The organism is Streptomyces sp. V1I1 (assembly GCF_030817355.1).
Classification (GTDB): Bacteria; Actinomycetota; Actinomycetes; order Streptomycetales; family Streptomycetaceae; genus Streptomyces.
The window spans coordinates 8039636-8052928 of record NZ_JAUSZH010000001.1 but is presented as its reverse complement, the minus strand read 5'-3'; the positions used below and the strand labels follow the sequence as shown (position 1 = coordinate 8052928).

Annotated in this window: 12 protein-coding genes and 3 pseudogenes; 5 read left to right on the top strand and 10 right to left on the bottom strand. The window is 66.1% G+C overall.

What is annotated here, in order from left to right; translation table 11 throughout:
- Positions 1-57: 57 nt before the first annotated feature.
- Positions 58-267, top strand: coding sequence for a DUF5988 family protein (locus QFZ67_RS37575; RefSeq protein WP_307665506.1), 210 nt, complete (start codon positions 58-60; stop codon positions 265-267).
- 167 nt (positions 268-434) lie between these two features.
- Here the strand turns inward: QFZ67_RS37575 and QFZ67_RS39255 are convergent.
- From QFZ67_RS39255 to QFZ67_RS37555, 3 genes and pseudogenes are all read right to left on the bottom strand, one after another.
- Positions 435-1486: pseudogene (locus QFZ67_RS39255) on the bottom strand (ATP-binding cassette domain-containing protein); the annotation flags it as partial.
- 192 nt (positions 1487-1678) lie between these two features.
- Positions 1679-2071 (bottom strand): Ku protein, encoded by a 393-nt coding sequence (locus tag QFZ67_RS37560; RefSeq protein WP_307665505.1) that lies wholly within the window; start codon positions 2069-2071, stop codon positions 1679-1681.
- Positions 2072-2450: 379 nt separating this feature from the next.
- Positions 2451-3356 (bottom strand): hypothetical protein, encoded by a 906-nt coding sequence (locus tag QFZ67_RS37555; protein ID WP_307665504.1) that lies wholly within the window; start codon positions 3354-3356, stop codon positions 2451-2453.
- 140 nt (positions 3357-3496) lie between these two features.
- Here QFZ67_RS37555 and QFZ67_RS37550 point away from each other — a divergent pair, with 140 nt between their 5' ends.
- Together QFZ67_RS37550 and QFZ67_RS37545 are read left to right on the top strand one after the other, a co-directional pair.
- Positions 3497-3778 carry a hypothetical protein gene (locus QFZ67_RS37550; RefSeq protein ID WP_307665503.1) on the top strand — a complete coding sequence of 94 codons (282 nt, stop codon included), beginning with the start codon at positions 3497-3499 and terminating at the stop codon, positions 3776-3778.
- Positions 3775-3984, top strand: a complete 210-nt coding sequence (locus QFZ67_RS37545; RefSeq protein WP_307665502.1) for a LexA family transcriptional regulator — start codon at positions 3775-3777, stop codon at positions 3982-3984. Before QFZ67_RS37550 ends, QFZ67_RS37545 begins: the two co-directional genes overlap by 4 nt.
- Here QFZ67_RS37545 and QFZ67_RS37540 read toward each other — a convergent pair.
- The 3 genes and pseudogenes from QFZ67_RS37540 to QFZ67_RS37530 form a co-directional block, all read right to left on the bottom strand.
- A complete protein-coding gene (locus QFZ67_RS37540) occupies positions 3981-4922 on the bottom strand; it encodes a zinc ribbon domain-containing protein (RefSeq protein ID WP_307665501.1) in 942 nt (313 codons plus the stop codon). The two genes, QFZ67_RS37545 and QFZ67_RS37540, sit on opposite strands and share 4 nt — an antisense overlap.
- A 5-nt stretch (positions 4923-4927) precedes the next feature.
- Positions 4928-5836, bottom strand: a complete 909-nt coding sequence (locus QFZ67_RS37535; protein ID WP_307665500.1) for a cytochrome P450 — start codon at positions 5834-5836, stop codon at positions 4928-4930.
- 605 nt (positions 5837-6441) lie between these two features.
- A pseudogene (locus QFZ67_RS37530) lies at positions 6442-6599 on the bottom strand (pirin family protein); the annotation flags it as partial.
- A 417-nt stretch (positions 6600-7016) separates the two neighbouring features.
- Here QFZ67_RS37530 and QFZ67_RS37525 point away from each other — a divergent pair.
- The gene (locus QFZ67_RS37525; RefSeq protein WP_307665499.1) at positions 7017-7925 is read left to right on the top strand and encodes a nuclease; all 909 of its coding nucleotides are present in this window, start codon (positions 7017-7019) and stop codon (positions 7923-7925) included.
- Between the two features lie 110 nt (positions 7926-8035).
- Here the strand turns inward: QFZ67_RS37525 and QFZ67_RS37520 are convergent, their stop codons facing one another.
- The gene (locus QFZ67_RS37520) at positions 8036-8200 is read right to left on the bottom strand and encodes a hypothetical protein (RefSeq protein ID WP_307665498.1); all 165 of its coding nucleotides are present in this window, start codon (positions 8198-8200) and stop codon (positions 8036-8038) included.
- Positions 8201-8398: 198 nt separating this feature from the next.
- Complete coding sequence (locus QFZ67_RS37515) at positions 8399-9250, bottom strand: SAM-dependent methyltransferase (RefSeq protein ID WP_307665497.1); 852 nt, start codon at positions 9248-9250, stop codon at positions 8399-8401.
- Positions 9251-9885: 635 nt separating this feature from the next.
- Between QFZ67_RS37515 and QFZ67_RS37510 the strand changes: the two genes are divergently transcribed.
- On the top strand, positions 9886-10290 hold the full coding sequence (locus QFZ67_RS37510; RefSeq protein ID WP_307665496.1) for a carboxymuconolactone decarboxylase family protein: 405 nt from the start codon (positions 9886-9888) through the stop codon (positions 10288-10290).
- A gap of 9 nt (positions 10291-10299) precedes the next feature.
- Here QFZ67_RS37510 and QFZ67_RS37505 read toward each other — a convergent pair.
- Positions 10300-11744 (bottom strand): annotated as a pseudogene (locus QFZ67_RS37505) (NF041680 family putative transposase).
- 446 nt (positions 11745-12190) lie between these two features.
- Entirely contained in the window at positions 12191-13102 is a 912-nt protein-coding gene (locus QFZ67_RS37500; RefSeq protein WP_307665495.1) for a triacylglycerol lipase, read from the bottom strand.
- Positions 13103-13293 lie beyond the last annotated feature (191 nt).

The window sequence follows — 13293 nt, the reverse complement described above, 5'->3', positions numbered from 1 at the left end:
CTCGCCCTTCAACGCTGATCCACTCCGTCTCGTCCCAGGCTGCTGGAGGCATGAGCCATGCACCAATCGAATCTAGTGCTTCTTCAAGGAGGCCCGGACGACCTTCCTCAAGTCTGGGTGTTGCCACCCGGAGGATGCGGAGAGCCGGTCAAGATATTGCGCCACAACGCCTACGAGCACTTCGAGTTCACGCACGAGTACCGCACTCTGCACGGTGAAACAATGCCTGTTTACCGTTGGACCTACCGCACCTACATCGCCGAGTGACGCGGATGCACCGAACGGTCCCAGACGGCCGCAGATGGTGACTTGGTGACTTGGTGACTTGGTGACTCACAGCGGGCACATCACCGCAGTTCAACGCACCCTTCCTCGCGGTTTCAGCGCCACCGGCGTATGTGAAATCACTCCTTTCCGATCCACTCGACGCCGGAAAGCAGGGTGACTTGCGGGACTCCGGTCAGAGGGTGCTCGGCCACCGCGGCGTCGACGCGGTAGACCTCGGCCAGCAGCGCGGGCGTGAGGACGTGCGCGGGAGTACCGGTGGCAACCACACGGCCGCCGTCCATCACGCAGATCCGGTCGCAGAAGGATGCAGCGAGGTTGAGGTCATGGAGGGTGACGACGGCGGTGACTCCCAGCCTGCGGACGAGCCGCAGCGCGTCGAGCTGGTGGCGCAGATCCAGATGGTTGGTCGGCTCGTCCAGCACCATCGTCCCCGTGCGCTGCGCAAGTGCGCGGGCGATCAGCACGCGCTGCTTCTCCCCGACCGAGAGCCGGTCGAACGGTGCCTTCGCCAGGGCGCCGACGTCAAACTCCTCCAGCGACCCCATGATGATGTCGCGGTCGTCGGCGTCGTCACCCGCGAAGGCCCGCTTGTGCGGGGTGCGTCCCATGGCCACCACGTCGTACACAGTGAGCTCGAACTCCCCGGCGGTCTCCTGCAGTACGGCGGCAAGCCGCCGCGCCAGGCGCTTGCCGGGCATCCGCCAGACGTCCTGGCCGTCCGGCAGCACCCTCCCTGATGTGGGTCGCAGCGCCCGGTAGAACGTGCGCAGCAAGGTGGACTTACCGGCGCCGTTGGGGCCGTCCTGTCCGTTCTGTTCCGGCGGGCCGCCCCCTTTTGCCGGGCTCGTTCCTGTTCGGCGGCGGCTTCCTCAAGGGCGTCCATGACCTCCTTGCCGATGCACATCCCGGCGGCGTCGTGGTGGGCGCGGGCGGTGGTGGAGTCCACGCTGACCAGGGACAGGTCCGTCTTCCCCTGGCGGGCTGCCTCGGCGATCACGCCTTCCAGCAGTGCGGTGAAGACCCCGGCGTCCCTCCAGACCCGGAAACGGCCGTAGACCGTCGGCCACGGGCCGAACTCGCCCGGCATTTCCCGCCACTGACTGCTGGTGCGGAACCGCCAGATCACCCCCTCGAACTGCTCACGCAGCCGCTCGGGGTACGGGCCGTACTCGCCTATCGGCAGAAACGGCTCGATCAACTTCCACTGCTTGTCGGTGAGTTACCTGCGCGTCACGATCGTCTTCCTACCGGATCCGCCTTCCAGGCGGATCCGGATCGGCAAGATTGATCACGACGTCACACAGGCCCTAGTGCTTCGCTGAGGCGGGCAGCGACGGATACCGCTTCGGCGTACCCGGAGTAGACCGGCGCTGCCAGCCAGCACGACACTTCAGTCGCCGCGCTCGGCCCGCGCCGCTCGTACGCTCTCCTCCAGGGCGGCCATCAGATCCACTGCCGGCATCGTCTGCGCTGGCGACTCGGCCAGCTCGCCACCGCTGACCTTTGCCGCGATCAGCTGCTCAAGCGCGTGTCCGTACTCGTCATGCAGCTCGCGCTTCTCGACACCCGTCAGCTCCCTGATCAGCACCTCGGCCAGCGCCAGCTCCCGGTCCGTGACCGGCGCCGACGGAGCCAGATCACCGGGTTCACGCAACTCGTCTTCCCAGAGCAGGGGCTGAACGACCAGCACGCCACGGCGCGGGCGCAGCAGTGCCAGGCGCTCCCGGCTTCTGATGGCGAGCTTGGCCACGCCAACCATTCCGGTGCGGGCGAGGGCCTCCACGGGTCTCTCGCCAGCGGCCCCGAAGACTCAAGACGTCTCGGGGCCGCTATGAAGGTCAGGCGCCCTGCCAACGAGCCGGTCCGCCAGCCGTAACGACGGGTGGGCTATTCATGTGAACGGCGCAAATGATGCCTGGCTACCTACTTCTCGGCAGTCCCGCCCCTGCGCAGAGTGAGAGCTCTGGCCAATGCCCCAAATAACCGCTGCAAACCGGTCGGTGGCTGCGCCAAGGCAGCTCGGCGCACCTTGGTGAAATACGATTCGCTTGACTCAGCACCGGCCATCCAGCGCGGTCCGAGTTCCGTGATCACGCTTTGTCGGTCAGGCATGCCAGCCCCCTAGGATCCGTTCACCGGCAGTGCTGCGCTCCGCGAGATTACTACCCATCGTCGGCGCCCGTTGCACTTGTCTCAGAATCGCTTGGGGGCGCGGGGTGCGGAACGATGCTCCCGGCTCCGCCCCCGTTGCGTGGCCGGATCACTTGTGAGACCCCGACTAAATGTGCGATGACCAGCAGAGAAGAAAGGTCATCTTCAGACAGGTCGCCGCAATCCGGGGCCTCCACAATCAGCAGTCCTTGCGTTATTTCGCCGGCCCGCGCTCGCATGATCCGGGCAGTCCGGAAGCCGTCTGACAAGGAGATGCGGTAGGCGTCCGGATCCTTGGCCAGATCATCGATATACCGATCACGCGAGCCCAGCGCCACGCCGAGGAGGAAGTCACTGCGCTCGTCCCCACTAGCGAAGGTCTGCGGAACGTGGCCGTTCGTTCCCGAGGACGCCCGCCGCACGAGGCGGCTCCGGTCTTGCAAGGCGTAGAAAGTGCTCCGAGCCCGCGGGTGGGCCAACTCAGAAGCGGTCTCAACCAGCCGGTCATTGATTGAGCCCAGTAGTTCCTGGTGCTCAGTGGGGCTAACAGACAGGCGCCCCATGTACTCAGCCACCGGACCCATGGCCGCCTCTAAAACAGCTGCCCGCTCGCGTTCCTTCTGGATTCGCTCAGTGTCACCTTGCACTTTCAACGCGGCGAAGCCTGCTGCCGCCGACAGCAGTGCGCCACCAGTGACGCACAAAGGCCCCCAGGCACCACTTGCACCTGTGGCAATACTTCCCAACGCCAACGAGCCACCAGAAAAGATGCCAACCGCTCCGGGCAGGGAATACCGGCGTAGTGCCGCCTTCCAGTTCATGTTCGCTGTGTCACCCCCTGACTCAATTTCTTCGAATGGTGACAATGACATCAGATGTCGACCGATGGTTCCCTCACATACGGTCACATCACTCATTGGTGGAGGGGGTGCACCGAAGTGAAGTGGGCGCGCTCATGCTACGAGCGCGCCCCAGCAATGAGACCAGCGCATCGCGGTCTACCGCACGCAGTCAGAGGAGTTTCGTTTTTTCAGAAGGACCATCGGGCTCTACGCGTGTGGCCAAGCCACGCGCCAGGATCGAGCGGCGCGCGACCCCCTGGCTCCGCACGAGCACCCCCGACGACCTTGTGCAGACGCAGAGCGACTGGATCCGCACGTACGAGGAGCTCGCCCGCCGCTCCCCCGCGGCCAGCACGACGGCGCTCCGACGCCGCCTGATCCATCTGTCGTGCCATCTGGCCGGTCACCCGTTCTGGACCGAGGCGGACCGATCGCCGACGGCCCGGGCGGAGCTGCGACACCACGCCCACGCGTCCGGCTGGACGGAGGTGGCATGAACGAGATCACCGAGACACAGCACCGGATCCTGATCTGCGTCCGTGAGTGGATCGCCGAGCACGGCGAGGGGCCGACGATCCGGGAGATCGGTCAGCAGGTCGGTCTGTCCAGCACGAGTTCGACGGCGTACCAGCTCGGGAAGCTGGAGCAGCACGAGATGATCAGCCGCAATGCCCGGAGCTGGCGCTCCATCCGCCTCTGCTAGCTGAGCTTGCGCCAGTGCAGCTTGACGCGGCCGGGCTCGATCTCCCGTACCCCGCGGTCCCTCGCTGAGAAGACCTCCACCTTCTCCAGCAGCAACATCGCGAGAGCGCGCTTGGACCCGAATGGCGCATGGTTCCACCACCGCACCAGATCCTTCACCCCACCGAGAGAGAAGGAAGCCATCTGCTCGGCGTACCGCAGGCGCGACCGTAGAGCCTTCACCTGCCCGGTGATCTCCTGATCGGCAGCCTTGAAAGCATCAAGACGGATCTCGCCCCTGGCATACGGGCCGGCGAGATCCGTCCGCCGCTTCTCCAACCCCTGGATCTCCTCCCGGAACTCCTCGGCCTGCTTGGCCACACGACGACCCGCACGCTCGATCTGGGCTCGAACGCCAGGCTTCGACAACTGCGGCACGACGTACTCGGCCACATGCGTCTCCAGCAACAGGGCATCGATACGGACCGTGCCACACCCGCCCCGCCCGTCCTTCTCCTTCGGACGGCACCGGTACCCGGGGTTGCCCGCGTTCGTGCGAGCCCCTGACAGCTCCTGCTCACAGTTGCCGCATTTGCTCAGGCCTCCAGAGAGCAGGTAGTCATAGGCGGGAGTCTTGTCTGCCGTCTTGCTCTCGGCCAGCGACTTCTGGAGTTCGACGAACTCTTCCCGTTCAATCGCGCCCGGATGCCCCGCGTCGACCAGATGGCCGCTGTCGTCGTACGCGCAGCCTGCGATGGCCGGGCGGCCGAACTCGACGCGCTCGATGCGGGCACTTTCGCCACGCATCGACCCGACCAGCACACCGAAGCACGAGTAGGGGAAGCCCGGCCTGATCGCTTCATAGACACGAACAGCGGCGTCGAGGAACGTGGAGCAAGGGGCACTCTCCAGGAAGACATGCACACTGTCCGCGTGTTCATTGGGACCACTACCGTTCATCACAATCAGCGCTCCCCACGTATGACAGGAACTGACGTGAAACCGCGTAGCCGCCCGAACCGCTGACAAGGGGGCTGTGCCGGCGCGAGATCCGGAAGACGGTGCCGTAGCCGCCGCAGCAGCATCGACATCTCCAGGTACACCAGTTCGGCGCCCAGGCAGTAGTGCGCACCTCCGCCGAAGCTCAGGTGACGTGAGCCGTCGCGCCCCGGCCTGAACTCATCCGGCTGTGAGAACACTCCGGGATCCCGGTTGGCGGCACCCAGCACCGGCCAGACCTGTGCCCCCGCCGGTATCGTCACTCCGCTGAGGACCACCGCTTTCGTGGGGATTCGGGGGGCGGGGGTGAACTGTACGGGCGCGTCGTAGCGGAGCACCTCGTCGACGAACAGCCGGGCGCGGACGGGGTCGTCCAGGAAGACCGCCCGGTCCGGGTGGCGCATCATCAGAACGACCCCGGTCTCGATCCCCGCAGCTATCTGCGGGTACCCGGCGACCATGAGTCCGGTGAGAACACTGATCAGTTCGTCATGAGGCAGAGCCTCAGGGCAGTCGGTGTGCGCACGGACGAGTTCGGACATCAGATCATCGCCAGGTGCGCGGCGCCGGCGAACCACTTCCCCCTGAAGGTAGTCGGTGAGCCGCCGCATCGCCGCAGCACCAGCACGGTCCTGGCCGGGCAAGGGCCCGGAAGTGGGAAAGATGTCGGCGACGAGCATCGACACGAGGTCTCGATCACCCGGGAACAACCCGAGCAAGTGCATGATCGTGTCGCGGGGAAATGCCTCGGCGAGTGCGGTCATGTCGGCCGCCCCGTTACGGAGGGTCTGGACCACAGGTTCGAGCAGTTGGTCGCAGAGCTTGCTGAGCCACGGCTGCTGACGTCGCACATGCTCGACAAATCGCCTGGCCACCGCGGTACGCATTCTGGTGTGCCGGGGTGGGTTCTGTGAGCTCATGACACGCGACAGAACAGGCGTCGGACGGTGCACTGTCCGGCCGGAGGGCCCGTCGCCGCCCGGCGCCCGAAAGCACTCCCGTTCGACCAGAACACGCTGACAGTCCGCGTAACGGGTCAGCAGGTAGGAGCCGGTCCGGGACAGGTACACCGGTTCCGTCTCACGCAGTCGTTCATAGACGGGATACGGGTCGCCGGCGTGAACATCTGCAAGGGCGTCTGTGGAGCCGATGGTTCCCATGGCATCAACCCCTCGCGGTGACGGTGGTTGTGGCCCGTCCAGTCCTTTCCTTGTCTCCTTTCCTTGTCCATGGGGCGGCGGTGGCCCTTGCGGGGTGGAACGGAGATCTCGCTTCAGCTCACCACCATTGACCACTCCGATCGGGTGATGTGCGACTTGGAGCACAACCGGATTGCTCCGAACGGGTGAGTCGTCTCTCTTCGGCAATGGACTGGCGCTCCACCGTGACGTCGTCGGCTCAGCGCACCCAGCCGCGCAGTTTCAGTGGCGTCGCGGGCATCGGCCGGACAGCGAAGCAGCGCATGGGCGATAATCCCAGGTCAACGTACTCGTCCCCGCGGTTTCAGGGGCACCGGCGGGAGTTCGAGAGCGGCAGCGGTGCGCCGTCGTACCCCTTCACCTGGCCGAGGCGGGAGCCGGTCATCCAGTCCGAGCGGGCCTGCTCGATCTCCTCATGCGAACGGCCCCTGAAATTCCACATGCGAACAGCCCACGAAATTCCATCACATCTCAGACAGTGTCCGTTATTCCGCAGATAAGACGCTTTGATCCGCCTTGGAGGTCACCATCGGCCCCTTAAGGTTCCCTCGGAACCTTAAGCGTCACAGCGCACCTCTGCCCACGTCCAGGAGCCTGTGGCGGCAGCAGCAAGGAGCGGGAAGTCGACCACCCGATGTATGCAGATGAATACCCCGGCCGTCTATTCGGTACCTGGGACTTTTTATGCCGAAGCAGGAACTCCAGCTTGCGGGCCGGTCCCTGCCGCGTGATGCTGGCAGCGCGGCCATGTCGCAGCCGCAGAACTCCACCATGCAACTGACTGACGATCACAGAGGGTCCTGGTCCGCGTTGAGCTGAGCCTGTTCCCGCGGTCGCGAGTCGGAGGGAGTCGGTCGTGGTCGATCCCGTACAGATCCTGTGGTCACCCGCCGGTGCCACGATGCCGTCGCTGGGCTCCCGCGCGCTGGCAGACGTGCACGACGGCGACACCCCGAACATTCGGATGCCGATCCGTATGCTCTCCGTCGACACCCCTGAGGTGACGGCGGGCTCGGCGGAACGGGCGGCGCTGATCGACGCGGAGTTCTCGCAACTCGCCGAGTGGATCCGCCAGGGCGACGCCCCGATCTCTCCTGGGCTCGCGGACTTTCTCCTCCCGAAGCTGGAAACGGGCCGCGCGGGCAGCCTGCACTTCCAGCAGGGCACGGAGGCGTCCGACTTCTCGAAGGAGAACATCGCCAGACGACTGGCCCGCCCCAACGGCCGCCCGCGGAACCTGTTCATCCACACGGCGGAGGCTCCGTTCGATGACAACCACCGTCTGCTGGCGTACATAGCCCCCAACTTCTCGGCGCAGGAACGCAAGACGATGCCGAGGGAGGAACGCTCGACCTTCAACCTCGACCTGATCGCGGCGGGTTGGGCGGCGCCCTTCATCATCTACCCGTCGATCCCTGGCGAGCTGGACCTTCCGCTGCTGCTGGCCGCGGGCGACAAGGCGGTGGCGGAGGGGCAGGGCATCTGGGCGTCGGACGAGACGCTGCTGGCGTACGAGTACCGCGCCGTCGAAAAGCTCCACGACATCACCAAGAAGAAGATCGAAGGACGGTCCTTGACTCCGCGCGAGCTGTTCGCGTGGCGGAGCCGGTACTGCGTGGACATGCGCGACCGGGTGCTGCACGGGCCGGAGAACTACTTCGAGGTGCCGCCGGTCTATCGGCTGTGGCTGTGGCCGCAGGATGTACAGGAGGCGGTGGCAAGGCTGAATCTGCGGCCATCTCCGAGGCTGGTGGGCGCCGACTAGAGTGCTTTGCGAGAGCGCTGGCCGCCGGCCGCTGGTCCGGCGCCGCGACTCTCGCGCCCACGAGCAGACCGTAGGAGGCTGGCGGTGCCGCCAGTACCGGTCAGCGCAGATCAGGAATGCATCGGCACTGAAGGCGGGGCCGCGGCGACCTCGGAATCGGGCTCCCTGCCGAAGCCGATCAGCTCGGCGGCGGCCTGCTCGCAGATCCTTTTCAGGTGGCCTGCGTCTTCAGCCAATGCAGAGCCCAGCCGCTCAGCCATCTCGTCCGGATCCATGGCATCCCCCTGCGTAGCGGCAACTCCCCGTTGCCATCACGGCCGAACAGCACGCGCCACGCCCAGCGCCGCCGTCCCCGGCCGGGCCGGGTGGGGCAGTAACTCGATCAGTGCGTTGGAGCTTCAGAAGGAGGATGCCCTCCTCGGCGAACTGCGGAGGCATGACAGGCCGTGCCCAGGTCGCCATGTCCTCCGAGCTCAAGACGTGCGGAGCACCCCGCCGTACTCGTAGACGCGTTGGTTCACCTTGGTGGCGCCGAGGTAGGGGGTCAGGGCCGGGTGCACCGGGGCAAGCGGCGGCTGGTCGGTGTCAGGGCGCCAGTCCGCCAAGTTCACCAATCCCGGCTCTATCGGCTCCAGCCCGTCCAGGAAGCCGTCGAGTTCGGCGGGGGTGCGAGTCTGCCAGGGGATGCCGCGCCCAGAGATGTGCGCGGTCATTTCCGAGCACGTGGCCGGGTCGTCGGAGACTACCTGCGACAGTCCCAAGTAGCTGCCCGGTGCTGCCTGGTCGATGATCGTCCGAAGGACCCGGCGGGGAGTGTCGGCATCGCTGAGGTGGTGCACCACCGATAGGAACAGCACAGCCACCGGCTCACTGAAGTCGATCAGCCGGTCCACGTCGGGATGGTCGAGGATGGCCTGCTGGTCGCGCATATCGCCGGTGATCACCGCGGTGGTGGCATCGTCGGCCAGCAGCGCCTGGCCGTGCGCCAGCACGATCGGGTCGATGTCGACATAGACGACGCGGGCGTCCGGCGCGAAGTGCTGGGCGACCTGGTGCACATTGTCGTCAGTGGGCAACCCGCACCCCATGTCGATGAATTGGCGTATCCCCGCCTCCCGCGCCAGGTAGCGCACTGCCCGGTACAGGAACTGGCGGTTCTGTCTGGCAATGTCCACACACTCGGGGAAGTCCGGCAGGGTGGAGAGGAGGAACTCCCGGTCGATGTCGTAGTTGTCCTTGCCCCCCAGCATCCAGCCATAAGCCCGCGCCGAGGTCGGCACGTCGAAGGGTATCGAGGTCGCCTCGGACCGATTGTCACTGACCACAGCGCGCACTCCGCTTCTCCCACAAGGGCACAAGGACCTGCCTCCGTCGTGGCGAGGCTACCCTCTGGTCCACAATCCCGATGGAGTGATTGCCGATCGACCAACGGGTAGGCGTGTAAGGGACGTTGGCGGGACGAAGGCCACCGCGGTTGGACGCCCGCCTGCCCGGCGTAGCCAGGAGCAGGCGGGCGAGCCGGGAAGAGACCAATGGTTCCAAGCCGGGAGTACTCGACTTGTTCGTCACATCCACGAGGAGCGACCTCTGATCCTGCTTCGCGGACTGGGGATGATCCGCTGCCGTCCTTCGATCGACTCACGCCCCCGCACGTGCCGCACGCCGCGCGGACCTTACCGAACAGGAACGGCTCAACATCGGTACACGGCAACGGATCCGGGCTTGATCGCAGGAGCCCGGCATCGGCCGGAACCCCCTGGGGTCGTCACTCCCCACGCAGGTACCGAGCTGCAGCACCACCCGCCGCGCCGACGGCCCCAATGCTCTCCCCCAGCATGCTTCCGAGCTGGATCGGCCTTGACTTCGAGCGCTCTCCAAGCCCTATCGTCCAATCGCAGCCAGCAACGGACTAATCACCAGGACGCCCTGCCCGCCGAACAAGCCGGAACAAGGAGTGCCCATGTCGGCCGAGACCAGGCAAGACCGCTTCGAGCACGGTATGAAGGTGCTTGCCGCTGTCGACGGCGAAGCGGGCCAACGTGTCATCGACTCGCTGGCCGATGTCTCGCCCGAACTGGGCCATCAGGTCGTCGCCTGGGCATTCGGCGACATCTACGACCGCCCGGGGCTCGCGCCCCGCGACCGCCAGCTGGTCACGCTCGGCATTCTCACCGCCCTCGGTGGCTGCGAGCCCCAGCTGGAGGTCCACGTCAACGCCGCACTCAACGTCGGCCTGACACCCAACGAGATCGTTGAGGCCCTGCTGCACTCCGCCGTCTACTGCGGCATGCCCAAGGTTCTCAACGCCACCTCCGTCGCCAAGAAGGTCTTTGCCGAACGCGGGTTGCTGCCGGTTACGGAGTGAGCTTGTTCTTTATCCTCCGGCCCGGGAGCGTTCCTTGATGCTCTCGGGCCGTTTGACGGTTTTGCCGACGTCGTGACGGGGTGCCGGGTGCCGGTTCTTCGAGCCGGGAGGACGGCCAGGTCCCGGCCGGGATGGTTTCGGCGCTCGGGCGGGACAGGTCAAGTGTGGGCGGAGGTTCCTGAACCCGCGGCGGACTCTGGCGGGGGTGAGGCGGCCGGGCTTGGCGGGTCGCTCCCAGGGGCGGCGGAGGTCGGCGGCGGCCTCGCGGACGAGACGGAGTTGGGTGTGCGCCGCGATGATCAGCCAGGTCCAGCGGTCCGCGGCCTCGGGGGTGCGGAGCTTCGGGCGGGTCCAGCCGAGGGTCTGTTTGATCATGCGGAAGGTGTGTTCCAGGTCGAAGCGTCGCAGGAACGCCTGCCAGCGGATGTCGACTTCGGCGGCGGTCAGGCCGGTGGCCGAAGACCACAGCCAGAGCGGCAGCGGGTCGTTGCCGCCGGGCAGGCGGTCGACCTGGAGGCGGATCAACGTGCCCTCGATGACGGGGAGTTCACCGGTGTGGTCGATCCACGCCGATCGGGTGGTCAGCCGGGGGTGGATGCGGTCCCAGGCCATCGCGCGGGCGGTGCCGTACCGGTCGGTGACCTGCGTGGTGGCCGCGTCCGGCTCGCCCCAGGTCTCCGGTTTGGCGAAGCGGAACTCCTTGCCGTGCTTGGGCGGACGGCCGCCCTGCGGTGGCGAGATCCACGGGACCGGGACCGGCCTGCGCATCACCCGGTCCGTGCGCATCCGCCCGAGGACCTCCACCGGCAGCCCGTGCAGGAGGTGGGCCATGCGCGGGGCGTCGTATCCAGCGTCGAAGACGATCAGGATGTCGCGGTCGCCGATGCGCCACCGGCCCATGTCGATGAGGTCCTCGACCACCCTGCGGACCTGCGTGGCAGTAGCCTCGGCGACGTCGTCGGCAGGCCGAGACGGACGGCGTCCAGGAGCTGGCACCATGACGTCCGGCCCGATTCCAGGGCGGCGACGAAGGAGTAGGGCCAGCCGGGCACGAACTGGTCGGAGGACCGGCCGCTGCGGCCGTAGACGTGGCAGAACAAGCGATCCGGACTGGTGGGTGCGTCCGGGCGGAGCCAGTTCGTGACGTCCACGGCCAGCACCAGGCGCCCGTCGGCGGCCTCGGGTTGCGGCAAGCCGGCCAGCACCTGCCGCAACCGCGGCACGTCCACGCTCCCGCAGTTCAGCGCGTCGTACATCGCGCCGTGTCCACGCCGGTGCCCGGCCACCAGCGTCAGGTCTACCGGCGCGGTCACCGGCCCGTCCGCACACAGCAGCGCGCCCGCCAGTTCGAACAACTCGTCCCCGCGCCCGGTCAGGCAGTCGAAGAAATCGTCCCGGAAGCGTGACGCCACCGTGAACGGATCCCGCCCGACATCGTGATGCAGCAAACTCATCCCCCCACGGCCTTCGTTGCTGGTCAAGTGCCTCTTTGGTCGGAGCACAGGATCAGACGAAGGCCGTGTTCACGTCCCCGGAATCCTCGTACGAGCGATCACGTTCGGGACGTCGTTCGAGGTCAGACCATAAAGAACAAGGTGAGAGCCTGTCTCTGAACCCCCGAAACAGCAGCTCAAGCCGCAGCCACCCGAAAAGTGAGGATTGGGAAAGCGTTCGCGGAACGGTCACAGTGACCGTTCCGCGAACGAAAACCGTCGGGGCGCCTCAGGCATGAGGGCCGGAAGTGGAAGTCACCGCAGTGGTTTGCCCTAGGGCCGGCCAAGTTGAGTGGAGCGCCGTAGTTCCTTGATCGATCTCAAGTTGGTGGCCGCCGTCTTGGCCCACGGGCCACCTGACACCAGGCAACCGAGCCCGCCCGCTCCGGGGGGCCAGAAACAGACACTCACCATCGCTTGTGCCAGTACAGGGCGTTCATGGTTGCTCGCAGGGGTGCGGCGCCGCGCACCTGGGATCCCCAGGCACCACCGTTGTTGGTGTACCGGAGTGGGTATACGCCTGCTGCCCTTTTCGTGCGCAGGTGGCTGTGGCCAAGGCCCGCTCGCTCCGAGTAGCGCACCAGATGCTGCGCCCCAACGTCAGTGGGGGCACCGTTCCCAGCGCTGACAGAGAAGTCAGCATTCGAGCTGATAAGGGTCCAGTCCGTTCCCCCCTGTGCCTGGTGGAGCTTCGGTCCAAGCCAGCGCCGGAAGGCGCCATTCGGGTAGTACATCTCCCGGCACTGAAGGTTGGGGAGGCAGGCAGCGCCCAGCCAAGCGGCCTTTTGTGGGGTGCCCAGATTGACGACATCTTCCACGAACAGCTCGTCCGGCCAGGTCGGGTCGCCCTGTGCGTATCCAGCCAGTGCAGCACGGACGATGAGCCCACCCATGGAATGGGCGACGACGTCGACGGTCTGCCCCTTGGACGAATACATGTCGTGGATCTTCCATGCCAGCCCGCGTCCCAGATCCTTCAGGGACGTGTCAACCGTGCCCTTCCCCTTGGGGTCAATCCGCACATCGCACCCCGGGTCGTCTGTTTCGAGGTAGCCGACACGGTGTAACTTCCCCTTCCACTTCTTGAACAGCTTGGCAGCGGAGTCCCACTTACTGCCGCATTCGTCACCGGGCGCGTATCCCTTGATGAAGAAGACGGGACGCTGTGTGCTGTCCTTCCGTGGAGGCGCTGAGGCCCCAAGCTCAATCTGGCCGGTCGTGGTCGCATGGGAGGGGGCGGAAGCGCTTGCTGTGGTGGTCGCCGTGAGCAGGAGAACGGCGCTCACCGTGAACGTCGCGAGGGACGAACGGAGTCTCATTTGAACTCCTGTTGATTGTGGACTCGGACAGCCGCCAACTGTTCCGCAGAGGCTGCGCCCAGACCAGGCTTTCCCTGTCCGGGACAGCTCAGATCTGTCCCGGACAGCCCAGAATGCAGAAGCAGTTCGCGGAACGGGCACTGTGACCGTTCCACTTTTCGGGTGGCTGTGGCTCGACCTGCTGTTTCGGG